This is a genomic window from Micromonospora sp. NPDC002575 (assembly GCF_042889525.1).
GTDB classification, from domain to species: Bacteria; Actinomycetota; Actinomycetes; order Mycobacteriales; family Micromonosporaceae; genus Micromonospora; species Micromonospora carbonacea.
In genome coordinates this window covers 18,463-40,678 of record NZ_JBIARA010000019.1, presented here as the reverse complement: position 1 = coordinate 40,678, position 22,216 = coordinate 18,463, and the positions used below count along the sequence as shown (strand labels likewise).

Below are 22,216 nucleotides of genomic sequence, written 5' to 3'. Positions count from 1 at the left end.
TACCATCTTTCCCCTGCCGGCTCCGCTAACCCCTTTCGAGACCCCCCTTTGTGACGGAGCACAACACCTGTGAGCTGCACGACGTGCATTGCCGTTCCGTCATTTGCGACGCAGCAGCCACCCCAGCAACGCGCTCACCGCCACCGCCACCAGCAGCCCGGCGACCGTCACGCCGAGGTGGCCCCGGTCGGGCCCGGCGTCGGCGACCCGGACGAGGAGCACCCCCAGCACCGCCGAGCCGAGCAGCACCCCGCCGGCCCGGGTGAGCCAGCGCACCACCAGCTCCGGGTCCACCACCGCGTCGTACGGCAGCAGCGCCGCCAGCGCCGCCAGCGAGTGGGCCAGGTAGAGGGCCGCCGCCACGGCGAGCAGCCGCCACAACGCGACCGGGCGGTCGTATCCCTCGGTGGCCAGCAGCCAGCCGCCGACCACGACGAGGGCGGCGAACGTCGGCCAGATCCGGCGCGGCCCGATCGCCGGCAGCAGCGCCACCAGCGCGAGGGCCGCCAGCGGGCGGCCGGTGAGGACCTGCGCCGGGTACGCCAGCAGCAGCCCCGCCAGCGTCGCGCCGAAGATCCCGGCGCGCACCAGCAGCGGGGCCGCGCTGACCCGGTTGACCGCCGAGCGTGCCGCCCGGGCGCGTTCGGTCACCGCCTCGACCGGGTTCACCGGCACCGCCCTCCGTCACCCGTCGGCGACGCCGCCGCGCTCACCGGCCGCCCACCCTCGGGGCGGTGGCGAGCCGGGCCACGTCGCGCAGCACCTGGTCGAGGCTGCCCGCGCCCGCCCAGCGGACCACCGGCACGCCGTGCTCGCGGAGCTGGCCGATCATGGTGTCCCGGTCGAGCCGCCACAGCCGGAACGCCACCTCGGACCAGCCCTGCCGGCCCGGCGGCGGCAGGTCGTCCGGGAGCGTGTCCACCGCCACCACGAACCGCCCGGAGCGGGCCATCCGGGCCAACATCTGGGCGGACCGCTCGTCCAGCAGCGGGGTGAGCACCACCACCAGCGCGTCCGAGGAGAGGATCTGCGGCCCGAAGACCTGGTCGTACGGCTCGTGCGGCGACGCCTCGGCCCGCACGTCGAGCAGCCACTCCAGCAGCGTGAGGTATTGCCGGCGGCCGGTGGCGGGGCGCAGCCGGCGGGCCGCCGGGCCGTACTCCAGCAGCGCCACCCGGTCGCCCCGGTGCAGGTAGTGCTCGCCGATCGCGGCGGCGGCCCGCACGGTGGTGTCCAGCACCGACGCCGCCCCGCCGACGCCGCCGGAGCGGCCCGCCTCGGCGAGCACGTCGAGCAGGACGACCACCTCGGCGTCCCGGTCCGACAGGGTGGCGGCCACGTGCAGCTGCCGGGCCCGCAGCGACACCCGCCAGTCGACGCGGCGCAGCCGGTCGCCGGGGCCGAAGACCCGCACCCCGGCCAGCTCGCCGCCCTCGCCCGGGCGGCGGGAATGGTGCGCGCCGACCAGGCCGGCGGCGCGGGGCATCGCCTCCACCGCGTCGAACGGCTCCGTCTTCGGGTACACCCGGAACCGCACCGGCTCGGTGATCGCCGCCCGGGAGACCAGCATCCCCCCGGCGGCGGCGACCCGCGCCCCGGCCGGGCCGATCGGGTGCCGGCCCCAGCGCCGGGCCTTCCCGGCCAGCTCCAGGTCGACGGCCGTGCCCGTGTCGACGACGGTCACGAAGGGCCGGTCCACGCCGCTGCGGGACAGGTCCACCCGGGCCCCGCCGACGCCGGCCCGCTCCACCAGCAGCCACGGCGAGACGCGGGTGCGCACCACCGCCACGTCGTAGCCGACCGTGTCCGGATTGCCGACGCTGACCGTGCCGGTGAACTCGCCGCCCTCGACGAGATGCCCGTCGTCGGCGGTGATCCACAACTGCGGGCCCGCCGTGGGCCGGCGGCGCAGCGCGTACGCGGTGCCGAGCGCGAACGGCGCGGCCAGCGCGACCAGGTCGACCCGGCCGAGCAGCACCCCGGCGATCAGCAGCAGGCCCGCCAGCAGCACCGCCCGGCCCAGCGCCCGGGTGGGCGCCCAGCCCGCCGCCTGCGGCCCCTCGGGGGTGGACACGGCCGTCAGCGCCCCGGCCGGCCGGCGGCGTAGCTCGGCAGCGCCCCGCTGGCCGGAGCCGGGGTCTGGTCGAGCACCTCCCCGACCACGAAGGACGGGTCGACGCGGCGCAGCCACATCTCCGGCCGCAGCGTGATCCGGTGCGCCAGGGCCGGCGCGGCCACCTCCTTGACGTCCTCGGGCACCACGTAGTCCCGGCCGGCGAAGACCGCCCGGGCGCGGGCCAGCAGCAGCAGCGCCAGCGAACCGCGCGGCGACGCCCCGACCAGCACCGACGGGTGCTCCCGGGTGGCCGCGGTGAGCGCCACGATGTAGCGGCCGATGGAGTCCTCCACCACCACGTCCTCCAGCGCGACCTGCATGGCCCGCAGGGTGGCGGCGTCGACGACCGGGGTGATCTCGGCCTCCTCGCGGCGGCGGCCCATCCGCCGACGCAGCACCTCCCACTCCTCCTCGCCGTCCGGGTAGCCGAACGACACCCGCAGCAGGAACCGGTCGAGCTGCGCCTCCGGCAGCGGGTACGTCCCCTCGTACTCGATCGGGTTCGCGGTGGCCAGGACGTGGAACGGCTCGTCGAGCCGGTACGTCACGCCCTCCACCGAGACCTGCTTCTCCTGCATCGCCTCCAGCAGCGCCGACTGGGTCTTCGGCGGCGTCCGGTTGATCTCGTCGGCGAGCAGCAGGTTGGTGAAGACCGGGCCGGCGCGGAACGCGAAGTCGCCGCTGCGCTGGTCGTAGAGGAAGGAGCCGGTGACGTCGGCGGGCAGCAGGTCGGGGGTGAACTGGAGCCGGCGGAAGTCCAGCCCGAGGGCCTGGGCGAAGGAGCGGGCGGTCAGCGTCTTGCCCAGGCCGGGCAGGTCCTCCAGCAGCACGTGGCCGCCGGCCAGGATGCCGGCGAGGACGAGTTCCAGGGCGTCCCGCTTGCCGACGACGACCGAGCCGACCGCGTCCAGCACCGCCCGGGCCAGGCGGCCGACCTCGGCGGCGGGCACGGTCCGGTCCACGTCCTTCATCAGATCTTCTCCAGTTCGGCGACGATCGCCACGAGGTCGCGCGGCGACGGGGTGCGGCGGGGCGGGGTGTCCAGGAACGTCGAGAGCCGGTCGCCCAGCAGGGCGCGGGCGCGGGCCGGGTCGGACTCGCGGGTCACGCCGTGCCGCTGGCGCAGCCGCTCGTCGGCCAGCTCACCGAGGCGGGGCAGGATCCGTTCGGCGAACCGCTGCGGGTTGTCCGACGACCAGTCCAGCGGGCGTTCCCAGCCGTTGATCGCGGCGCGCAGCGCGTCCCGCGAGGCCCAGTGGTAGTGGCCGTCCTCCTCGCCCGCCGGGATGCGGGACCCCGACCGGGGCGGGGGCGGCGGGGCGAGCGCGGCGGTGACCCGGCGCACGGCGAGCAGGGCGAGGACCCCGGCGACGACCACCCACAGCGAGAGCTGCAACCCGACGGCCCGCAGCCCGGCCACCACGACGGCGGTCAGCGCCCCGGCCACCGCGAGGGCCTTCAGCGCGCCGCCGACCCGGCCGCCCCGGGCGGCTTCCTGCGCGGGATGCTCCTCCTCGGCGGAGCCGAGCAGGTCGTCGATGCTGGTGCTCACGCCGGACCCCCGGCCGCAGCAGCTGCTCCGGCCGCACCGGCAGCTCCGGCCGCCACGGCGGTCAGCTCGCCGCGCAGCCGGCGCAGCGCGGCGCGCGCCTGGTCGCGGGTGCGCTCGCCGACCGGCCGGGTAGCGTACCGGGCCTCCCGGTAGACGTGGGCGAACTCGGCCAGCACGTCGGCGCTGACGATCGCCGGCACCCCCGCGTCGGGGTCGCCGCGCAGCAGGCGGGTCACCAGGTCGGTGGGGGTGTCGCCGGTGTGCTGGGCCACCCCGGCCGCCTCGGCGGCCTCCTCCAGGCGCACCCAGCAGGCGATCACGGCGGTGCGCGGGTCGACGTCGGCGTCGTCCAGCTCGACCAGGCCGGCGTCGAGCGCGGCCACCACCTCGCGGGCGGTGCCCTCGGCGGTGCGCCGTGCCCGGTCGGCCGGCAGCGCCCGGGTGGTGCGGCGGGCCACCCCGCGCAGCAGCGTCCAGCCCACGTAGCCGAGGGCTACGGCGACCGCCAGGCCGAGCAGCGCCACCGCGACGGTGCCCAGCCACTCGGGGATGTGCGCGCGGGTGGCCTCCCCGGCGTCGCGCGGCTCCACCGGGATCGAGGGCGGCGGCTGCGCCGTCGGGTACTCCGGCACGTACGGGATGTTGTCGGCGGCGGGCGGGATGCGGCTCGCGCCGAGCGACGAGTGGCCGGCGGCCACCGCGGCGGCGGCGAGCAGGGCCGTCACCGCGACGATCGGCCACCACCTGCGCAGCACGCTGAGGTCCATCGGCACCGCCCCACGCCCGTCAGTCCACTCCGGCCAGTTGCTTCGCCCGGGCGAACACGTCGTCCAGCATCCCCGGTGTCAGCCGCCCGGTGAACGTGTTCTGCTGGCTGACGTGGTAACACCCCAGCAGCGCCGGTGCGGCCGTGCCGGACCAGTGTGCCCCATGGCCGAACACCGGTCGCGGGCTGGGCGGGCGCACGCCGTACACCTCGCGCAGCGCCGGCCACCACGCGGCCCACGCGAACGCGCCCAGCGCGACCACGACGCGCAGGGTGGGCCGGATCAGCGCGACCTCCCGGCGCAGCCACGGCGCGCAGGTGTCCCGCTCTGCCGGGGTGGGCTTGTTGTCCGGCGGCGCGCAGCGCACGGCGGCGAAGATCCGGGTGTCGCGCAGCGCGAGGCCGTCGTCGGCGGCGACGCTCGTCGGCTGGTTGGCCAGGCCGGCGCGGTGCAGGGCGGCGAAGAGCACGTCGCCGGAGCGGTCGCCGGTGAAGATGCGCCCGGTGCGGTTGCCGCCGTGCGCTGCGGGGGCCAGGCCGAGGATGCCGATCCGCGCGTCGGCGACGCCGAAGCCGGGCACCGGCCGCCCCCAGTAGGTCTGGTCGCGGAAGGCCGCCCGCCGCGTGCGGGCGACCTCCTCCCGCCAGGCGACGAGGCGCGGGCAGGCGAAGCAGTCGCTGACCGCGCCGTCGAGGTCGACCAGGTCGGTCGCCCGCGCGGCGCGGGCGACCACCTCGTCGGGGGTACGGGCCTCAGCGCCGGGGATGCGCGCCTCCGCGTCGGGGGCACGGGCCTCCGCGCCGGGGATACGCGCCTCAGCCAAGCTTCGCCCGGAACAGTTCGAGGGTGCGGGCCCAGGCGCTGGCCGAGGCACGCTGGTCGAACGCCTCCGGCCGGTCGTCGTTGAAGAACGCGTGCCGGCTGCCCGGGTAGTCGTAGAGGGTGCAGGCGCCACCGGCCGCCTCGATCGCGGCACGGGCCGTCTGCACGCCCGGCGCGGCCGAGGTGCCATCCTCCTCCGAGCAGTGGATGATCGCCGACTTGCCCGCGTAGTCGGCCCACTCGGGGCGCATCTTCTCCCACGGCAGCATCGGGTAGAAGCCGGCCGTGGCGACGATCCGCTCCGACAGCGTCGCCGACCACAGGGCCAGGCTGCCGCCCGCGCAGAAGCCGACGCAGCCGACCTTGCCCGCCACCTCGGGCCGCGCCGCCAGGTATTCCGCCGCGCCGGCGATGTCCTTCGCCGCCTCGTCCATCTGAAGGCCCATCAGCAGCCGCCGGGCCTCGTCCGGCTCGCCGGTCGACTCGCCGTGGTAGAAGTCCGGGGCGAGCGCCACGAACCCGGCCTCGGCGAAGCGGTCCACCACCGACCGGATGTGCGGCACGAGGCCCCACCACTCCTGGATGACGATGACCGCCGGGTTGGCCGCACCGCCGGAGGGTATCGCGAGATACCCCTCGCTCGTCCCGCCGTTGCTGGCGAAGCTCACCATCTCGCCCATCGGCCCGTCCTCCTCGCGGTCAGTCATCGTTGGCTGGTCGCAGGGTGTTCCTACGTGCCGTGAGCCTGCCACGCCACGACCGCCGCCGGAAGACGCCCGAGCAGTGGCGTTCACCTCCTGTTTCGCTGCCGGTGACTCCTGGTGTGCCGATGTTCGTCCACCGGCGGCACGTCGTACCGGCCCGGTCAGGCCGCCTTGCGGGTGAGGCAGAGCAGGTAGCCGGTGCTGCCCGGCTTGATGTTGTAGAAGAAGTAGCCCGCCTGCCCGGGCTGGAGGAACGGCTCGCACGCCTCGCCCGTGCGCGCCTGCGCCTCGGTCTGCCCGTCGAGGCGACCGACCACCGTGTACACGGCCTCCGTCGAGGTGCAGGCCACCACCTCCGCGCCACGGGCGTCCTTGCGCTCGCCCTCGGCCACGTCCGGCAGCTCGGCGAGGCAGTCGCCGGCCTTCGCCTTCGCGGTCGCGTCCTCGTCCAGGGCGGCGGCCACCGCGCTGCCGAGGCCGAACTTCAGCGCCGCCACCACCCCGACGGCGAGCAGCGCGGCGACCACGCCGACCACCTTGCGGGCCACGGACCGCCTCGGCTCCGCCTCCCGGTCCTCGCCCGCGACCTGCTTGCCCTCCGGCTCGCCCTCCCGCCCGGGCTCGCCCTCCCGTCCGGGCTCGCTCCCCTGTCCGGGCTTGCCCTCCTGTCCGGACTCCGGCTGCTCGGGCTCGGACTGCTCGGGCTCGGGCTGCTCGGGCTCGGGCTGTCCGGGCTCCGGCTGCTCGGGCTGCCGGGCCGCGGGCGGGTCAGCGGGCCGTCGCGCGTCCTCGGGCCGTGGCGCGTCCTCAGAGCGTGGCGCATCCTCGGAGCGTGGCGCGTCCTCGGGCGGCGCGGCGGGGTGCGGGGCGACCGGCTCTGGCACGGGAGTTCCTTCCGAGGGGATGGACGAGCAGACGACACCGTAGCGACCAAGATCGGGGAACGTGGTCCCGCACGACTCGTCCGTTCAGCCATTTGTAAGGAAGGGCACCCTGTTAACGCATTCTGTATAGGAAGGGCCCCTTCCTAACGCCCCGCTCGCCGCGCAGCACCCACCGCAGGCCCGCACACGCACACGCGCGGGCGCGCTGGTTCCCCCCGCGCCCGCTGCGCGGGGGGAACCAGCGAATCTTGGACGGTTGGCGTTCGTCGTGAACGGAAAGTGTCCAAGAATCGGAGCTGTCGACGACGGGCAGCCCCGGGGGTGGGCCCAGCGGCAGGCGGTCAGCGGGTGGGCGTGCCGGTCGGCAGCGGCCCGAGCGTGGCCTCGCCGGGCGGGGCCGGTGCCGGTGCCGGACCGGACGCCGGCTCGCCGGGCGGTGCCGGTGCCGGTGCCGGACCGGACGCCGGCTCGCCGGGCGGTGCCGGGGCCGGTGCCCGACCGGACGCCGGCTCGCCGGTCGGCGTCGGGGCAGGCGGCACGGGGGGCGTGCCATCGGTCGGCGTCGGAGCGGGCGGCCCCGGCACCGCGCCATCGGACGGCGTCGGCGTCGCGCTGTCGGTCAGCGGCGGGGTGCCCGGCGGCACTGCGGGGGCCGGGCGCGCCCCGACCGGTCCGGCCTGGAACGGCGCGTTCTCCGGGCAGTACGGGTAGACGGGTGCCCTCCCCGGCTCGGGCAGCTCGGCGCGCTCGCACATCGGGTAGCCGATCCGGATCGGGTTGCCGTTCTGGTCGAACAGCCGGGCATCCTCGACGAGGCGGCCCTCGCTGTCGTAGACGAAGATGTCGCCGACGTACGGCGACTCCACCGAGGTGGACTCGTAGCCGGACTCGTTCCAGCCGAGCCGGTCGTCCGCGTCGACGAAGCCGACGAACGCGAAGACGGCGAGGATCGCCGTGCCGGCCCGCAGCGCGATGCGGGGCCAGCGGGTCAGCGCGGCGGTGCGCCTGCCCAGCCACACCGAGGCGACCACGCAGACGCCGAGCAGCAGCAGCGCCGCGAGCAGGCTCCCGCCCAGCCTCGGCAGCAGCCCGAACGGCACACCCGTGGTGACGACGGTGATCAGCATGGCCGCCAGGTAGCCGCGCAGCACCCACCAGGCGGGGCGGAGCAGGCGCAGGTACTCGCTCGCCGAGGCGTACCCGAGGATCGGGCCGACCCGGACGTCGGCCGCGCGCAGCCGGGCGCGGACCCCGGCCAGGGCGGCGGCGGCCCGCTGGTCCAGGTTGCGGGCGGCGGCCGGACCCCCCGCGCCGGCCGCCGCGCGCAGCTCCGCGGCGTACGCCTCGGGAGCGCCCAGCCGGTCGACCAGCGAGCCGTCGGCCTCGGCGGCGACCTCGGCGAGGTGCTCCGGCAGGTCCTCGGTCAACTCGTCGCGAACGTGGGGCGGCAGGTCCGCCAGGGCGGCCCGGACCCGGGTCACGTAGTCCGCGATCTCCTGCTCCATGACAGTCACGCTGCCATCCCCCGATCGTCGAGCAGAGTGTCCATGGTGGTGGCGAACGAGCGCCAGAGCTTGCCGGAGCGGGTCAACTGGTCCCGGCCGGCGGCGTTGAGCGAGTAGTACTTGCGGTGCGGGCCGGACTCGCTCGGCACGACGTACGTGGTCAGCAGGCCGGCGGCGAAGAGTCGCCGCAGCGTGCCGTAGACGGAGGCGTCGCCGACCTCGTCCAGGCCGGCTTCGCGGAGGCGGCGCAGGATGTCGTAGCCGTAGCCGTCCTCCTCCCGGAGCACGGCGAGGACCGCGAGATCCAGTACGCCCTTCAGGAGCTGCGTGGTATCCACGCATCGCACACTACTGCGCAGTGCGAAGTACCGTCAAACGACACCCTGGGCCTCGACAGTCTCGAACTTGTCCGAACATGTTTACCAATCGCTATACTCACCGGGTGGTGGTGGAGTGGCAGTTCTACCTCGTCGACGAGGTACACGACTGGATCGACAGCCTCGATCCGGCCACCTACGCTCGCGTCGTGCAGGCCATCGACCTGCTCGCCGAGAGCGGGCCAGGGCTGGGCCGACCACTGGTCGACACGATCCACGGTTCGACGATCGCCAACCTCAAGGAGCTACGACCTGGCAGCGTACGGATCCTGTTCGCCTTCGACCCGTGGCGCTCCAGCATCCTCCTGGTCGCCGGAGACAAAGCCGGGCGATGGAATCAGTGGTACGCCGAAGCCATCCCCCTGGCCGAGCACCGCTACGAGATCTATCTGAAGGAACGCGCCGAAGAGGAGGGCCGCCAGTCATGAGCAGCAACTACGTCCGATGGAAGGACATCCGCGCTGCCCACGTCGAACGGGCCGGCGGCGAACAGGCGGTCGAGGCCGGCAAACAGGAGCTGCTCGCCAGCGTGGTTGGGCACCGCCTCGCCGAGGTGCGTCGGGCCCGCAACCTCACCCAGCAGCAGGTTGCCGACCGCATGGGCGTCACCAAGGGCCGCGTTTCCCAGATCGAACAAGGCAAGATCTCCGGCCAAGACGTCGTCGCGCGCTACGCCGCCGCCCTCGGCGGAAGGCTGCACCAGGCGATCTATTTCGACGACGGCGACATCGCCGCCATCGCGTAGCCCTCTGCTCCGCCCGGCGTCACGGTCGGGATCAAGCAGCACCGGCCCGACCTCGCGTCGGACTGAACGATCCCCGGCGCGGCGACGTCCGCCGCACCCAAGCTCACGCTCGAACACGGATCGAGTGGCATCCGGGCGTGCACGTGACCACTCGATCCCGGATCGAGCACGATCTTGAGCCTCTTCCTACCTGTCGATCGCGCGGCACTTCACGGCGAGGTGTCCGGCACGACGGCGGCTTCCGCCATCTCCTGGAAGTCGGCGATGGCCCCGCCGTAGTCCCTCGCCCACCTCGTCAGGACCTCGATGGGCTCGACGAGGGTCCGGCCGAGGTCGGTGAGACCATACTCGACCCGCCGTGGTGCCGCGGCGTGACGTTCGACCAAGCCGTACTGCTGGAGCCGGCGCAGCGTCTGGGTGAGGACCTTGCGCGAGACGCCGCCGATGAGGCCCACGAGCTCACCGTGCCTGCGAGGCTGCTGGCTGAGCCCGAAGATCACGAGTACGGCCCACTTGTCGGAGATGATCTCGACCGCCAGGCGCGTCGGACAGTCGGCGAGGAAGGCAGGTCCAGCCGCGTTCTGCATGAAACCCGAAGGTACCAGGAGGTAACCCACGGCTCCGTACGGTCTTTCGTGAGCAACGCCGCCAGCGCCAGATCAGACGCCGGCACCGGATGCAGAGGAGTCACCATGCCACGAGTCGTAGTCTTCGACGAGTTCGGTGGGCCGGACGTCATGCACGTCGTCGAGGAACCGGTCGTCGAGCCCGCAGCCGGCGAGGTACGGATCAGGATCGAGGCGTTCGCCGTCAACCCGCTCGACCAGATGATGCGTTCCGGCGCGTTTCCCGCAGCCGTCCCCCTGCCACACGCCCGCATCGGCGTCGAGGGAACCGGCGTGGTCGACGCGCTGGGCTCCGAGGTCACCGGCTTGGAGATCGGCGATCCGGTCATCCTCACCGCCGTTCCGGACGCGAGCGTCAGGGGCAGCTACGCCGAATACACCACGGTCCCCGCGAGCCGGGTCGTCGCCCGGCCTGCCGGGCTCACGGTCGCGGAGGCGGCGGCGTTCTGGGTCGCGTACTCCACTGCCTACGGCGCGCTCGTCGAGAAGGCCCGGATGCGGCCCGGCGACCACGTTCTGATCACTGCCGCGTCCGGCGGCGTCGGCCGGGCGGCGGTGCAGATCGCCAATCAGATCGGCGCCGTGCCCATCGCTGTCACCCGGCACGCTGCGAAGCGGGACGACCTGCTCGCCGCCGGTGCCGCCGCGGTCATCGCGACCGACCATCAGGACATCGCCGAAGCCGTGCGCCACCACACCGGCGGAACTGGCGTCGACATCGTCCTCGACCTTGTCATGGGCCCCGGCCAGCAGGACCTCGCGCAGGCGGCCCGCCCCGGCGGAACACTGGTCGCCGCAGGCTTCCTCAGTCCCCAGCCCACGCCCTTCCCGAGAAACACGCCGCTCACGATCTTCAGCTACCGCAGCTTCGAGCACACCCTCGACACCGTCGTGGTGAAGCGCATGGCGGCCTTCCTGAACGCCGGCGTACGCCTCGGCGCGCTGCGCCCCGCCATCGACAGGACGTTCGCCCTCGACGACGTCGTCGCGGCGCACCGCCACCTCGAAGAGGGGCGTCACGCCGGAAGGAAGATCGTCGTCACGGTCTAGCACGCCAGCAGCACCTCCGGGCGGAAGCCAGCGGCGCCTCCGGGCGGAAGCCAGCAGCACCCCGGACGGAAGCCAGCAGCGCCTCCGGGCGGACGTTGGTCAGGCGAGGGACCAGGCGATGCCGTCGAGGATGTCGTGCTCGCTCGCCACCACCGTCGACATGCCGGCCCGCTCCATGATCGTGCGGAGCACCAGGGCGCCCGCGCCGATCACGTCGGCCCGGCCCGGGTGCATCACCGGGATCGCCAGCCGCTGCTCGCGGGTCTTCGCCAGCAGGCCGGCGGTCACCTCCGCCACCGCGCCGTACGACACCCGGGCGTGGTGGATGCGCTCCGGCTCGTACTCCGTGAGGCCCTCGGCGATGGCCACGACGGTGGTGACCGACCCGGCGAGCCCGACCAGCGTGGCGGCCTGCCGGCCCGGCACGGCCTCCAGCGCGCGGTCCACCGCGACGGTGATGTCGGCCTGCGCGGCGGCGATCTGGTCGAGGCCGGGCGGGTCGCCGAGCAGGTGCCGCTCGGTCATCCGGACGCAGCCGACGTCCATCGAGATCGCGGCCTCGACGCCGCCGGCCCGGGTGCCGACCACGAACTCGGTGGACCCGCCGCCGATGTCGATGACCAGGTACGGCTCCAGGGCGTCGGCGGGCAGGCCGCGCACCGCGCCGGTGAAGGAGAGCCGGGCCTCCTCGTCGCCGGTGACCACCTCGGGCGCGACGCCGAGGGTGCGCTCCACCATCGCCCGGAAGTCCCCGGCGTTGGAGGCGTCCCGGGACGCCGAGGTGGCGCACATCCGCACCCGGTCGACGCCGAGCGTGTCGATCTCGGCGGCGTACGAGGCGAGGGCCACCCGGGTCCGCTCGATCGCCTCGGGGGCGAGCCGGCCCGTCTTGTCGACGCCCTGGCCGAGGCGGACGATCTCCATCCGGCGGCTCAGGTCGACCAGCGGCGCGTCCGGCCCGGCGGCCGGGTCGGGCAGGTCGGCGACCAGCAGTCGGATCGAGTTCGTCCCGCAGTCGATGGCGGCCACACGCGTCGTCACGGCAGCAACCCTACGGCAGCGGCCCCGCCCCACCGGCGGCGACGGGGCCACGCGGGTCGCCCGCGCCGGCGGGCTCGGCGGGCCGCACCGGGGCGGAGCCGCGTCGGGGACGGCGGATCAGCTCGGGCAGCCAGCCGAGCGCGCCGACCAGCAGCAACGCCGCCAGCAGGGGCAGCCGCCACCACCAGCGCACGGTGGCCGGGGGCGGGTCCGGCTGGTCGGCCACCCACGGGCGGGCGGTCTTCGACCAGGCGAGGAACGCGTCGCCGACCGGCAGGACGCCGAACGCGTACCGGCGGGTGGCCGGGGTGTCGACGGGCAGGCCGGCGAGGTCGCCGTAGTTGGCCAGCGCGCCGGCCAGCGCGGCGTCGCCCTGGGACTGGGCCGCGCCGAGGGTGACCACCGTCGCCGACAGGCTCACCCCGAGCAGCAGCGGCCCGGAGTCCACGTCGCCCGGCCCGGCCATGCCGTCCGGGTATTCCCGCACGGCCGGGCCGAGCCCAAGCGGGGACGCGACGAACCGGTCCCGGAAGGTGAGGTACTGCGCGCGGGCGAACGCGGGGTCGACGTCCACCAGGAACCGCTGGATGACGCTCTGCGAGGTGGCGCGGGCGACCTCGGCCGGCGCCCCGGTGGCCGCATCGACGCGGTGCGGCAGCAGGCCGGTGCGCGGGTCGAGGCGCTGCCGCACGCCGTCCAGCCAGCGGGCCACGGTGCCGGCGAACCGCGGCGGCGGCGCGCCGGGCGGGACCTCGGTGGACGGCGCGCCAGGCGGGACCTCGGTGGACGGCGCGCCAGGCGGGACCTCGGTGGACGGCGCGGCGGGCGGCAGGGCGGCGGGCAGCAGCGCGTCGTGCAGCCGCAGCGAGGCCACCGCCACGGTCGAGTCGACGGGCCACGCCTGCCCCGGGTACGCGGCCAGGTACGGCGTGCCGGACGCGTCGAACGCCGCCCCGATCGCGGCGGACGCCTCGGTGAACCGGGCCGCCTCCGCCGGGTCCCGCCGGTCGGCCGGTTGCAGGGCGAGAATGCCGCCGCGCAGCCAGTTCGTCCAGCCCTGCCAGAAGATCCCGTACGCGGGGGTGAGGCCGGGGTCGAACGGCGCGGTGCCGGCCGGCGACTCCAGCCGGGCCAGCGCCCAGCGCGCCTCCCGCAGCTCGCCGGCCCGCCGCCCGGCCGGCTTCCGCAGGCCCAGCTCGACGCGGGCCAGCCCGTACAGGGCGTGGGCGAAGAAGTAGCCCTCCGGGAACAGCGCCTGGGCGTCCTCGCCCGCGCCGTCGTCGAGGGCGGCGCGCAGGAAGGCGAGCTGCCGGGCCACCCCGGGCGGCTCGCCGTCCGGGCCGGCGGTGGCCGGGGCCACGAGGCGCACGACCCCGAGGAGGGCGGCGGCGGTCAGCAGCACCGCGCAGACGCGGCGGAGGGTCCCCATCCCGCCAGCGTGCCCGACGTGATCAAGACCGCCGGCCAACCCGACGTGATCAACAAAGAGTCAGAGGCGCAGCAGCATGCGGGTGTTGCCGAGGGTGTTGGGCTTGACCCGTTCCAGGTCCAGGAACTCGGCGACGCCCTCGTCGTACGAGCGCAGGAGCTGCTCGTACACGGGCTGCGGCACCGGCGCGCCGTCGATCTCGCGGAAGCCGAACGAGCCGAAGAACCGGGTCTCGAAGGTCAGCACGAAGATGCGGGCCACCCCGATCTCCCGGGCCGCGTCGATCAGCTCGCCGACGATGCGGTGCCCGATCCGCCGCCCCCGGTATGCCGGGTCGACGGCCACCGTGCGGATCTCGGCCAGGTCCTCCCACATCACGTGCAGCGCGCCGCAGCCGACGACGGTGTCGGCGTCGGCCGCGACCCGGAACTCCTGCACGTCCTCGTAGAGGGTGACGGTGGCCTTGCTGAGCAGCCGCCGGTCGTCGGTGTAGGTGTCCACCAGCCGCCGGATGCCCCGCACGTCGGAGGTGCGGGCGCGGCGCACGAGGATCGTGTCGGTGGTCATCTCACCCCGCCGCCGGGACGTCCACGCACGGCCCGGCCGCCCACCACTTCTCCACCAGCGCGAGGGTCTCGTCGCCGAACGGGTTGACCCCCGGGCCCGCGCCGAGCGCGTGGCCGAGGTGGACGTGCAGGCACTTGACCCGGCCGGGCATGCCGCCGGCCGACACGCCGTCGATTTCCGGCACGTGCCCGATGGCCTCCCGGCGGGCCAGGTAGTCCTCGTGCGCCGCCCGGTAGCGGGCGGCCAGCTCCGGGTCGGCGGCCAGCCGCTCGGCCATCTCCTTCATCAGCCCGGCCGACTCCAGCCGGCTGCACGCGGCCGTCGCCCGGGGGCAGGTCAGGTAGAACAACGTCGGGAAGGGCGTGCCGTCGGCCAGGCGCGGCGTCGTCTCCACCACGTCGGGCAGGCCGCAGGGGCAGCGGTGGGCCACCGCCCGGGTGCCGCGCGGCGTGCGGCCGAGCTGGGCGGCCACCGCCGCCAGGTCGGCCTCGGTGGCCGGCTCCCGCTTCGGCGGGGGTACGGAGTCCGCCGCCGGGTCGGGCGGGGCTACGACAGTCACGGTGCCCATCTTTCGTCGGTGCGCTGGAGTCTGCGGGTCGCGGGTCGCGCGCTCACTGGCCGGGGCGGTCGGCGTTCGCGGCCCGCACGCTCGACCACAGGGTGTCGTACCAGGGGTCGGGGGTCTCCGGCCGGGCGGGGGGCTTGCCGCCGCCCGCGTCCCGGGCCGCGCCCGCCGGGTCGTTGAGCACGATCACCGGGACCTCGCCCGGGTAGACCATGTAGAACCGCTCCCGGGCCTGGATGCGGATGTACTCGTCGTCGCGCCACTTGGCCGCCTCGGCGGCACGCTCGGCGATGAGCTGCCGCTGGGCGGCCTGGGCCGCCTCCATCCGCTCGATGTCCGCCTGCTGGTCCAGGTAGACCCGGACCGGATAGGTGTACGCGAGGGCGAGCGCGATCAGCACCGCGAACAGCACGGTGGCCCGGCCGGTGAAGCGTCGGGGGTGGGGTGCGGAGAGCCGCTTGACCGTGCCACCGGCGGCGGTACGCCGGGCGGCGGCGGGACGGTTCGCCGACCGTACCGGCTCGGTGGCGCGTGCCGCGCCGGGTGACCGGCCGGCGGCGCGTGCCTCCGCGCGGACGCCGTCGCGGACCGACGCCCGGGCGCGGGCCCCGCCCGGCCGGCCGGACTGACCCGGCCGGCGGACGGGACGCTGGCCACCCGGTGTGCGGCGCTGCTGCATCGTCACACCCCTCCCCCGAGGCCCACTGGGTGTCTCAGGCCGAACGGTAACGCGGGAACGCGCCCGCACCGGCGTACCGCGCCGCGTCGGCCAGCTCCTCCTCGATGCGCAGGAGCTGGTTGTACTTGGCCACCCGGTCCGAGCGGGCCGGGGCGCCGGTCTTGATCTGGCCGCAGCCGGTGGCCACCGCCAGGTCGGCGATGGTGGTGTCCTCCGTCTCGCCCGAGCGGTGGCTCATCATGCACCTGAAGCCGGCCCGGTGGGCCAGCTCGACCGCGTCGAGGGTCTCGGTCAGCGAGCCGATCTGGTTGACCTTCACCAGCACGGCGTTGGCGGCCTTCTCGGCGATGCCCCGGGCGATGCGCTGCGGGTTGGTGACGAACAGGTCGTCGCCGACGATCTGCACCCGGTCGCCGATCGCCGCCGTCAGGGTGGCCCAGCCGCTCCAGTCGTCCTCGGCCAGCGGGTCCTCGATGGACACGATCGGGTAGTCGCCCGCGAGCTTGGTGTAGTAGTTGCTCATCTCCTCGGCGGACTTCGCCGCGCCCTCGAACGTGTAGGTGCCGTTGTCGAAGAACTCGGTGGCGGCCACGTCCAGGGCGAAGACGATGTCGGTGCCGAGCCGGTAGCCGGCCTTGTCGACCGCCTCGGCGATCAGGTCCAGCGCGGCGGCGTTGGTGGGCAGGTTGGGGGCGAAGCCGCCCTCGTCGCCGAGGCCGGTGGAGAGGCCCTTCTTCTTCAGCACCGACTTGAGCGCGTGGTAGACCTCCGCGCCGGAGCGCAGCGCGTCGCGGAAGGTGGGCGCGCCGATCGGCGCGATCATGAACTCCTGGACGTCGACGTTGGAGTCGGCGTGCGCCCCACCGTTGAGGATGTTCATCATCGGCACCGGGAGCAGGTGCGCGTTGGGGCCGCCCAGGTAGCGGAACAGGCTCAGCTCGGCGCTGCCGGCGGCGGCCTTGGCCACGGCCAGGGACACGCCGAGGATGGCGTTCGCGCCCAGCTCGCCCTTGTTGTCCGAGCCGTCGATGTCGATCATCTTTTGGTCGATCAGCCGCTGCTCGCTGGCCTCGTAGCCGATGAGCTGGTCGACGATCTTGTCCTCGATGTTGGCGACAGCCTTCTCGACACCCTTGCCCAGGTAGCGGTCCTTGTCACCGTCGCGCAGCTCGACCGCCTCGAACGCGCCGGTGGAGGCGCCGGACGGCACCGCGGCGCGGGCGATCGTGCCGTCGTCGAGCCCGACCTCGACCTCGACCGTGGGGTTGCCCCGCGAGTCGAGAATCTCCCGGGCGACGATTCCCTCGATGGTTGCCACTGAGTCGCTCCTCGTTTGTGTGGTTCCGGTCCGGTATGGGCCGCGACGGTGCGGCTGAGGCAGGTGTTGAACGCAGCGTATCGGGCGACGGCGCGGCGCACCGCGTCGCCCGGCGCTTCCGGCGGGACGGTGCGGGTCGGACATTCCCGGATTCTCGGCCCTCAACCGGCAACGGGTTTGCGCGACGTGGACCCGATCGACAAGGCTGGTAGCCATGCCCGCCGCCTCGACCACGTTCCGCGCGCTCGCTCTGTCGGTCATCGCGTCACTCTCGGTCACCGGCTGTCAGGCCCTCGACGACGCCGGTCAGGCGGTCGGCCGGTCGGACCTGGTCAACGACTTCGCCGCCCGGCTCGACCGGGCGCTCGAACTCACCTACTCGGCCGAATACCAGCTCCCCGGCGGCCGGACCGCCACCATCGCCCAGGCGCAGGACCCGGCCCGGTCGGCGTACACCTGGCCGGGCGGGAAGCTGACCGTCACCGCCGACGCCACCGTCCGCTGCGAGACCGGCGCGGGGAAGGCCGTCTGCACGCTGCTCGCCCCGCCCCCGCCGAACGCGCGGCCGTCGGTCGAGCTGTTCGCCGAGGCGAAGCGGCGGGGCCTGGTCACCCCGCCGGTGGTGGTCGGGCTGCTCACCGAGGCCGCGCTCGACCCGCAGGCCGTGATCAAGGAGACCGACACCACCCTCGCCGGGCACCACGCCGCCTGCGTGCAGGTCGAGCGCTCGGCCGGCGACTTCACCGCCTGCATGACCACCGAGGGCGTGCTCGGCAGCTTCACCGGCGAGGTGGACGGCACGCCGATGGAGCTGGCGCTCGACCGCTACACCGACACGGTCGACGGGGCGAGCTTCGAGCTGCCGGCCGGCGCGGGCGTCGTGGACCGCCGCACCGCCAGCTCGTGACGGAGCAACCCGCGGGCGCGTTCGTGGCGGGGGCGCAGCGCGGCGGCCCGCCGCAGCCCGGTGACCTCGCCCTCGTGGTCGCCGGGCGGAAGCTGCTCACCGGCCCCGACGGCCGCTTCCCCCGCGTCGGCGAGCTGAGCGCCGACACCGGCTGGGTGCCGCTCGGCACGCTCGACGGCGTGCCCGCCTGGGGCGCGGACGCCACCGACGACCAGCCGCCGGAGGGCGGGTGGCGCAGTTGGCGGTCGCTCGCCGCCGCGCTGCCCGCCCCGCTGGCCGACCTGGCCGGCCGGGCGCTGGCCGTGCTCACCTTCCGACGCACCCACCGCTGGTGCGGGGCGTGCCGGGCCGAGCTGGCCGACGTGCCGGGCGAGCAGTCCCGCCGCTGCCCCGGCTGCGACCTGTACGTGCCGATCCGGCTCTCCGCCGCCGTCCTGGTCGCCATCACCCGCCCCGGGCCGGCCGGCGGCCCCGACGAGCTGCTGCTGGTCCGGCACGCGTCCGGGCCGGCGGCGCTGTGGGCGCTGGTCGCCGGGTTCGTGGAGGCCGGCGAGTCGCTGGAGGACGCCGCGCGCCGGGAGGTGGGCGAGGAGGTGGGGCTGACCCTCGGGCGGCTCACCTACTTCGGCAGCCAGCCGTGGGCGCTGTCCGGGCCCGGCGTGCTGCTGGCCGGGTTCACCGCGGCCGTCGCCGACACCACCGCCGAGCCGGCCGTCGACGGTCGGGAGCTGACCGAGGCCCGCTGGTTCCCGCTCGACCGGCTGCCGGCGGAGCTGCCGCCGGCGTACTCGATCTCCCGCTGGCTGGTCGACCACGTCGCCGCCCGCCCGGCGGGCTGACCGCCTCACCCCCCGCCGAGCAGGGTGCGGAGGTGGCGTGGGGGTGGGCAGTCGTGGGCGAGCATCGCGTCGTGCCACTCGCGCACCGACACCCCGGCCGGGCGCAGGGCGGCGATCTCGGCGATCTCGCTGTAGCCCACGAAGTAGGTGGAGAGCTGCGTCGAGGTGAGCAGCGCCCGTCGCCACTTGCCGGCCGCCTCGCCCTCCTCCTGGAAGCCCCGGCCCGTCATCAGCGCCATCGCCTCGGCCTCGGGCAGGTCGTCGCAGTGCACGAGCTGGTCGAGCAGTGCGTTGATCGTCATCCGAAGCTGCATCTTGAGCTGCTGCAACCGCACCGGCAGCCCGCCGTAGCCGAGACCGGCCATCAGCTCCTCGGTGTAGACCGCCCAACCCTCGACGAACGGGCCGGACCTGGCGAGCGCCCGGACCCGGGTGGGGCCGACGTGCCGGCGGGCGTGGGCGAGCTGGAGGAAGTGCCCCGGCATCGCCTCGTGCACCGTCAGGTTGCGGATCATGTGGTCGTTGTATTCCCGGTAGAACGACTCGACCCGGGCCGCCGGCCAGTCGGCCGGGGTCGGCGCGATGCAGTAGAACGTCGGCACGGGCGCGATCTCCAGCGGGCCGGGCGAGTCGCAGTAGGCCACCGCCACGCCCCGGGCGAACTCCGGCATCTCCTGGATCACGCACGGGTCGTCGACCAGCGTCACCAGGTCGTGCGCCCGGACGAAGTCCGTCGCCTCGTCGAGGGTGACCGAGGCGAGGCCGACGATCGTGCCGTCGTCGGGGTGCTCGGCGGCCAGCAGGTCGAGCGCCCGGCGCACGGTCTCGTCGTCGGCCGGGCCGCCGACCAGCTCGACGGCCGCCTCGCGCAGCTCGGCGGTGACCCGGTCGAGGTTGGCCCAGGCCCGGCGCTGCACCTCGGCGGCCCCCAGCTCGGTGTCGAGGGTGTGCCACAGCCGGGCCTCCCAGCGCCGCCGGCCCAGCCTCGGGTCCCGCCCCGGGCCGGCGTCGGCGGCCAGCCCGACGCGCAGCCACGCCACGAACTCCTCCAGCGCGGCGATCGCGGCCGTGGCGGCGGGCTCCACCCGGTCGTGCAGCCCCGGCTCCTCGGCGAGCAGCCGGGGCACCTCGTCGCGGATCAGCGCCGCCGCGCCGGTGAACTGCCCCACCGCCGTCTCGGCGTGCACCCGGGGCACGTCCCGCAGCGTCGCGCGCGCGGTCGCCAGCGCGTCCGGTACGGCGGCGAGCCGCCCGGCCAGGCTGGTCAGCCGCACGTCGGCCGGGGCGAACGGCCGGGCGAGCAGGGCGTGCAGGAGCGGGCCCGGGTTGTGCCGCAGCGGGTCCCACTCGTGGCTGCGGATCTCGTCGGACTCGAACAGCTCCCGGTCGACCAGGGCGGTGAGCAGCGCGTGGTCGACGCCCTCGTCCGTGTCGAGGGAGTCGGGGTCGATCTCGGAGAGCGCGTCGGCCGCGTCCCTCAGCATCGCCTGGTCGGCGGCGACCGCCTCGGCGGAGAGGTCGGGCAGGCGGTCGTCGCAGCGGTGGTCCCCGGCGGAGCCGGCCAGCCCGGGCCGGCTCTCCAGCAACGCCTCCACAATCCGCTCGGCGAGCGGCACGAACGCTTCCATGGCCCGAACCCTACCGACCGCCCCCGACACCCGCTCCCCGGTGAGATCTTGGTACGGAACGGCCCCTCCAGGGGCACTTTCGTGCCAAGATCTCGGCACGCGGGGCGGGCAGGCCGGGCGGGTCCGCGAAGCGGGCCGGGCGGGCCGGGCGGTGGGAACGGCGGCGGCGGGTCAGGGGCGCGGGGCGGTGCGCTCGGCGGCGCGGACGGCCTCGGCGTAGGCCAGGGCGGCGCGGCGCAGCGCCGCCTCCGGGTCCAGGCCGGCGGCGCGGGCCGCCGCCACCGCGGCCAGCAGCTCCGTGCCGAGCCGGTCCTCCGGGTCGACCTGCGCGCCGGCTGACGGGGCGACTCGCGCATTCGTGGACGGAGCGACCTGCGCGCCGGCCGACGGGTCGACTTGCGCGCCGGCCGACGGGGCGACCTGCGCGTCTGTCGACGGCTCGGGCTGCGCTTCGGCGGCCGGCAGCGGGACCGTCAGGCCGGCCCGGCCGGCGCGGTCGAGGATCTTGGCGGCCAGGGCGAGGGCGGGCAGGCTCGGCGCGATGCCGTCGAGCACGGAGTCGCGGGCCTTCTCCGCCCGCTTGATCCGCTCCCAGTTGGCGGTGATCTCGTCGACCGTCGTGGCCCGGTCGTCGGCGAAGACGTGCGGGTTGCGCCGGATCATCTTGTCCACCAGGCCGCCGGCCACGTCGTCGACGGTCCACCGCGCGCCGTCGGGCAGCTCCTCGGCCATCCGCGCGTGCAGCAGCACCTGGAGCAGCACGTCACCCAGCTCCTCGCGCAGCGCGTCGGTGTCGTCCGCGCCGATCGCGTCGTACGCCTCGTAGCACTCCTCGATCAGGTAGCCGGCGAGGCTGCGGTGCGTCTGCGCCCGCTTCCACGGGTCGCCGCCCGGCGAGGCCAGCCGGTCCATCACCTCGACGGCGTCGAGCAGCCGCGCGCCCGGCGGGTCCCACGAGCCGTACATCAGCTCCAGCTCGGCCAGGCCCGGCTCGCGGGCCAGCCGCAGGCCCAGCTCCCGGGCCAGCGCCTCGTCGCCGGCGGGCCCGGCCAGCCAGACGACCGCGCCGTGCGCCGCCGCCGCGTGCAGCAGCGCCGGCACCGGCGGTCCGTCGGGCACGGTCACCTCCGCGCCCGCCGCGCGCACGGCCGCCGTCAGCTCGCTCTCCGCGCCGGCCAGCACCGGGTTGCCGCGTACGACGTCCCAGGCCGCCGCCGTCAGCAGCCCGACCGGGAGCCGGGGCGAGGTGACCAGCAGGACGACCCGGGCGGTCATGCCCCGGGCGCGGCCGGTGCGCTCGGCTCCGCCGCCGGGGCCTGCGGGGTGGAGATGTCGGTCACCGGGCCGTTCTGGTCGATGTACGGCAGCGAGTAGAAGACCAGCGACTGGCCGGTGCTGACCACCGACGGCACGCCGACCGGCCGGAACCGCGGGTTGATCGACGCGCCGGCCTTCTCGGCCTCCTGCTGGAGGGCGTTGCTGAGCGCGGTGGCGGCCCGCACGAAGCCGCCCTGGCTGCCGGGGCCGCCGCTCTCCCCGAACGCCTGCCGCACCTGCGCCACGGTCAGCCCGGGCTGGATCGCCCCGGTCTTGGCGATGGCGTGGTAGACCGCCATGACCGCCTCGTCGCTCACCTCGGCCGTGGGCAGCTGCGCGCCGAGCGCGCCGGAGATGTCCACCCACTCGCCCCAGAGCTGGACGTACTCGGTGGAGGCCGGCATCTGGAGCTGCTGCTCCAGCTGCTCCGGCTTGACCTCGTCGGCCACCGTGACGCGCTTCTCGGCCACCACCCGCTTGCCCAGCTCGATGCTGACCAGCAGGTTGAGCACGTCCTGCCGGGTGACCGTGGAGCGCAGCTGCTCCGGCGACGGGGTGGCCCCGCCCTGCCCGGCCTGCGCCCGGATCGCGTCGGCGTACTTGGCCTGGGCTTCGTCGTAGATGTCGTCCACCCGGTCGACGGAGTATTTCGCGTCGCCGACGTACGCGGCGACGTCCGGCGCGGCCTTCCCGCACGCGGCGAGGGAGAGGACACCGAGGGCCGCGACGGTGGCGGCGGCGAGGAGACGGCGAGCACGCATGACCGTCACTCTCTCAT

The 22,216-nt window shown here is 75.0% G+C and carries 24 protein-coding genes and 2 pseudogenes; 5 read left to right on the top strand and 21 right to left on the bottom strand.

Annotated features, from left to right (window positions below):
* Window positions 1-99: 99 nt before the first annotated feature.
* From ACFYWL_RS24715 to ACFYWL_RS24670, 10 genes are all read right to left on the bottom strand, one after another.
* Complete coding sequence (locus ACFYWL_RS24715) at window positions 100-669, bottom strand: hypothetical protein (RefSeq protein WP_386977111.1); 570 nt, start codon at window positions 667-669, stop codon at window positions 100-102.
* 40 nt (window positions 670-709) lie between these two features.
* Window positions 710-2,083, bottom strand: a complete 1,374-nt coding sequence (locus ACFYWL_RS24710; RefSeq protein WP_386977108.1) for a DUF58 domain-containing protein — start codon at window positions 2,081-2,083, stop codon at window positions 710-712.
* Window positions 2,080-3,087, bottom strand: a complete 1,008-nt coding sequence (locus ACFYWL_RS24705) for an AAA family ATPase (RefSeq protein WP_386976904.1) — start codon at window positions 3,085-3,087, stop codon at window positions 2,080-2,082. Before ACFYWL_RS24705 ends, ACFYWL_RS24710 begins: the two co-directional genes overlap by 4 nt.
* The gene (locus ACFYWL_RS24700) at window positions 3,087-3,668 is read right to left on the bottom strand and encodes a hypothetical protein (protein WP_386976901.1); all 582 of its coding nucleotides are present in this window, start codon (window positions 3,666-3,668) and stop codon (window positions 3,087-3,089) included. The genes ACFYWL_RS24705 and ACFYWL_RS24700 overlap by 1 nt, the downstream gene beginning before the upstream one ends.
* On the bottom strand, window positions 3,665-4,435 hold the full coding sequence (locus ACFYWL_RS24695) for a DUF4129 domain-containing protein (RefSeq protein ID WP_386976898.1): 771 nt from the start codon (window positions 4,433-4,435) through the stop codon (window positions 3,665-3,667). The genes ACFYWL_RS24700 and ACFYWL_RS24695 overlap by 4 nt, the downstream gene beginning before the upstream one ends.
* A 19-nt stretch (window positions 4,436-4,454) precedes the next feature.
* Window positions 4,455-5,168, bottom strand: coding sequence for a uracil-DNA glycosylase (locus ACFYWL_RS24690; protein WP_386977105.1), 714 nt, complete (start codon window positions 5,166-5,168; stop codon window positions 4,455-4,457).
* 82 nt (window positions 5,169-5,250) lie between these two features.
* Complete coding sequence (locus ACFYWL_RS24685; RefSeq protein WP_386977102.1) at window positions 5,251-5,937, bottom strand: dienelactone hydrolase family protein; 687 nt, start codon at window positions 5,935-5,937, stop codon at window positions 5,251-5,253.
* 185 nt (window positions 5,938-6,122) lie between these two features.
* Window positions 6,123-6,845, bottom strand: coding sequence for a hypothetical protein (locus ACFYWL_RS24680; protein ID WP_386976895.1), 723 nt, complete (start codon window positions 6,843-6,845; stop codon window positions 6,123-6,125).
* A gap of 341 nt (window positions 6,846-7,186) precedes the next feature.
* Window positions 7,187-8,359 carry an HAAS signaling domain-containing protein gene (locus ACFYWL_RS24675; RefSeq protein ID WP_386976892.1) on the bottom strand — a complete coding sequence of 391 codons (1,173 nt, stop codon included), beginning with the start codon at window positions 8,357-8,359 and terminating at the stop codon, window positions 7,187-7,189.
* Entirely contained in the window at window positions 8,356-8,688 is a 333-nt protein-coding gene (locus tag ACFYWL_RS24670; protein WP_036374274.1) for a PadR family transcriptional regulator, read from the bottom strand. The genes ACFYWL_RS24675 and ACFYWL_RS24670 overlap by 4 nt, the downstream gene beginning before the upstream one ends.
* Before the next feature lie 77 nt (window positions 8,689-8,765).
* Between ACFYWL_RS24670 and ACFYWL_RS24665 the strand changes: the two genes are divergently transcribed.
* Both ACFYWL_RS24665 and ACFYWL_RS24660 read left to right on the top strand, forming a co-directional pair.
* Window positions 8,766-9,155 carry a type II toxin-antitoxin system RelE/ParE family toxin gene (locus ACFYWL_RS24665; protein WP_386976888.1) on the top strand — a complete coding sequence of 130 codons (390 nt, stop codon included), beginning with the start codon at window positions 8,766-8,768 and terminating at the stop codon, window positions 9,153-9,155.
* The gene (locus ACFYWL_RS24660; RefSeq protein WP_377582523.1) at window positions 9,152-9,472 is read left to right on the top strand and encodes a helix-turn-helix domain-containing protein; all 321 of its coding nucleotides are present in this window, start codon (window positions 9,152-9,154) and stop codon (window positions 9,470-9,472) included. The genes ACFYWL_RS24665 and ACFYWL_RS24660 overlap by 4 nt, the downstream gene beginning before the upstream one ends.
* Before the next feature lie 209 nt (window positions 9,473-9,681).
* Here ACFYWL_RS24660 and ACFYWL_RS24655 read toward each other — a convergent pair whose 3' ends face one another.
* Window positions 9,682-10,059 (bottom strand): winged helix-turn-helix transcriptional regulator, encoded by a 378-nt coding sequence (locus ACFYWL_RS24655; protein ID WP_386976884.1) that lies wholly within the window; start codon window positions 10,057-10,059, stop codon window positions 9,682-9,684.
* Window positions 10,060-10,164: 105 nt separating this feature from the next.
* Between ACFYWL_RS24655 and ACFYWL_RS24650 the strand changes: the two genes are divergently transcribed.
* A complete protein-coding gene (locus tag ACFYWL_RS24650) occupies window positions 10,165-11,148 on the top strand; it encodes a zinc-dependent alcohol dehydrogenase family protein (RefSeq protein WP_386976881.1) in 984 nt (327 codons plus the stop codon).
* A gap of 99 nt (window positions 11,149-11,247) precedes the next feature.
* Here the strand turns inward: ACFYWL_RS24650 and ACFYWL_RS24645 are convergent, their stop codons facing one another.
* Genes ACFYWL_RS24645 through eno form a run of 6 tightly spaced genes read right to left on the bottom strand, consistent with a single transcriptional unit; the run spans window position 11,248 to window position 16,747 of the window.
* Window positions 11,248-12,177, bottom strand: a complete 930-nt coding sequence (locus ACFYWL_RS24645) for an exopolyphosphatase (RefSeq protein ID WP_386977099.1) — start codon at window positions 12,175-12,177, stop codon at window positions 11,248-11,250.
* 22 nt (window positions 12,178-12,199) lie between these two features.
* On the bottom strand, window positions 12,200-13,618 hold the full coding sequence (locus tag ACFYWL_RS24640) for a hypothetical protein (RefSeq protein WP_386976878.1): 1,419 nt from the start codon (window positions 13,616-13,618) through the stop codon (window positions 12,200-12,202).
* Window positions 13,619-13,678: 60 nt separating this feature from the next.
* Complete coding sequence (locus ACFYWL_RS24635; protein WP_386976874.1) at window positions 13,679-14,185, bottom strand: amino-acid N-acetyltransferase; 507 nt, start codon at window positions 14,183-14,185, stop codon at window positions 13,679-13,681.
* A gap of 1 nt (window position 14,186) precedes the next feature.
* Complete coding sequence (locus tag ACFYWL_RS24630; protein WP_386976871.1) at window positions 14,187-14,744, bottom strand: DUF501 domain-containing protein; 558 nt, start codon at window positions 14,742-14,744, stop codon at window positions 14,187-14,189.
* Between the two features lie 52 nt (window positions 14,745-14,796).
* On the bottom strand, window positions 14,797-15,429 hold the full coding sequence (locus tag ACFYWL_RS24625; protein ID WP_386976868.1) for a septum formation initiator family protein: 633 nt from the start codon (window positions 15,427-15,429) through the stop codon (window positions 14,797-14,799).
* Window positions 15,430-15,463: 34 nt separating this feature from the next.
* Window positions 15,464-16,747: a phosphopyruvate hydratase gene (gene eno, locus ACFYWL_RS24620; protein WP_278132079.1), complete on the bottom strand. Its 1,284-nt coding sequence runs from the start codon at window positions 16,745-16,747 to the stop codon at window positions 15,464-15,466.
* A gap of 214 nt (window positions 16,748-16,961) precedes the next feature.
* Here eno and ACFYWL_RS24615 point away from each other — a divergent pair, with 214 nt between their 5' ends.
* Both ACFYWL_RS24615 and ACFYWL_RS24610 read left to right on the top strand, forming a co-directional pair.
* Entirely contained in the window at window positions 16,962-17,654 is a 693-nt protein-coding gene (locus tag ACFYWL_RS24615) for a hypothetical protein (protein ID WP_386976864.1), read from the top strand.
* Window positions 17,651-18,493: an NAD(+) diphosphatase gene (locus ACFYWL_RS24610; protein ID WP_386976861.1), complete on the top strand. Its 843-nt coding sequence runs from the start codon at window positions 17,651-17,653 to the stop codon at window positions 18,491-18,493. The genes ACFYWL_RS24615 and ACFYWL_RS24610 overlap by 4 nt, the downstream gene beginning before the upstream one ends.
* Before the next feature lie 5 nt (window positions 18,494-18,498).
* Here ACFYWL_RS24610 and ACFYWL_RS24605 read toward each other — a convergent pair whose 3' ends face one another.
* The 4 genes and pseudogenes from ACFYWL_RS24605 to ACFYWL_RS24590 all read right to left on the bottom strand — a co-directional run bounded on the left by ACFYWL_RS24605 (window position 18,499) and on the right by ACFYWL_RS24590 (window position 22,199).
* Entirely contained in the window at window positions 18,499-20,121 is a 1,623-nt protein-coding gene (locus ACFYWL_RS24605) for a DUF885 domain-containing protein (protein ID WP_386976858.1), read from the bottom strand.
* 171 nt (window positions 20,122-20,292) lie between these two features.
* Window positions 20,293-20,466 (bottom strand): annotated as a pseudogene (locus ACFYWL_RS24600) (nucleoside triphosphate pyrophosphohydrolase); the annotation flags it as partial.
* A gap of 120 nt (window positions 20,467-20,586) precedes the next feature.
* Window positions 20,587-21,396, bottom strand: a pseudogene (locus tag ACFYWL_RS24595) (nucleoside triphosphate pyrophosphohydrolase); the annotation flags it as partial.
* The gene (locus ACFYWL_RS24590; protein ID WP_386976855.1) at window positions 21,393-22,199 is read right to left on the bottom strand and encodes a hypothetical protein; all 807 of its coding nucleotides are present in this window, start codon (window positions 22,197-22,199) and stop codon (window positions 21,393-21,395) included. The pseudogene ACFYWL_RS24595 and the gene ACFYWL_RS24590, both read right to left, overlap by 4 nt.
* Window positions 22,200-22,216: the final 17 nt, after the last annotated feature.

Excerpts from the sequence above, each read along its gene's own strand:
- ACFYWL_RS24650 (WP_386976881.1), top strand. The coding sequence starts at position 10,165 with ATGCCACGAGTCGTAGTCTTCGACGAGTTCGGTGGGCCGGACGTCATG.
- ACFYWL_RS24590 (WP_386976855.1), bottom strand. The coding sequence starts at position 22,199 with ATGCGTGCTCGCCGTCTCCTCGCCGCCGCCACCGTCGCGGCCCTCGGT.
- ACFYWL_RS24705 (WP_386976904.1), bottom strand. The coding sequence starts at position 3,087 with ATGAAGGACGTGGACCGGACCGTGCCCGCCGCCGAGGTCGGCCGCCTG.
- ACFYWL_RS24665 (WP_386976888.1), top strand. The coding sequence starts at position 8,766 with ATGTTTACCAATCGCTATACTCACCGGGTGGTGGTGGAGTGGCAGTTC.
- ACFYWL_RS24695 (WP_386976898.1), bottom strand. The coding sequence starts at position 4,435 with ATGGACCTCAGCGTGCTGCGCAGGTGGTGGCCGATCGTCGCGGTGACG.
- ACFYWL_RS24615 (WP_386976864.1), top strand. The coding sequence starts at position 16,962 with ATGCCCGCCGCCTCGACCACGTTCCGCGCGCTCGCTCTGTCGGTCATC.
- ACFYWL_RS24640 (WP_386976878.1), bottom strand. The coding sequence starts at position 13,618 with ATGGGGACCCTCCGCCGCGTCTGCGCGGTGCTGCTGACCGCCGCCGCC.
- ACFYWL_RS24605 (WP_386976858.1), bottom strand. The coding sequence starts at position 20,121 with ATGGAAGCGTTCGTGCCGCTCGCCGAGCGGATTGTGGAGGCGTTGCTG.
- ACFYWL_RS24655 (WP_386976884.1), bottom strand. The coding sequence starts at position 10,059 with ATGCAGAACGCGGCTGGACCTGCCTTCCTCGCCGACTGTCCGACGCGC.
- ACFYWL_RS24685 (WP_386977102.1), bottom strand. The coding sequence starts at position 5,937 with ATGGGCGAGATGGTGAGCTTCGCCAGCAACGGCGGGACGAGCGAGGGG.
- ACFYWL_RS24625 (WP_386976868.1), bottom strand. The coding sequence starts at position 15,429 with ATGCAGCAGCGCCGCACACCGGGTGGCCAGCGTCCCGTCCGCCGGCCG.
- ACFYWL_RS24660 (WP_377582523.1), top strand. The coding sequence starts at position 9,152 with ATGAGCAGCAACTACGTCCGATGGAAGGACATCCGCGCTGCCCACGTC.
- ACFYWL_RS24635 (WP_386976874.1), bottom strand. The coding sequence starts at position 14,185 with ATGACCACCGACACGATCCTCGTGCGCCGCGCCCGCACCTCCGACGTG.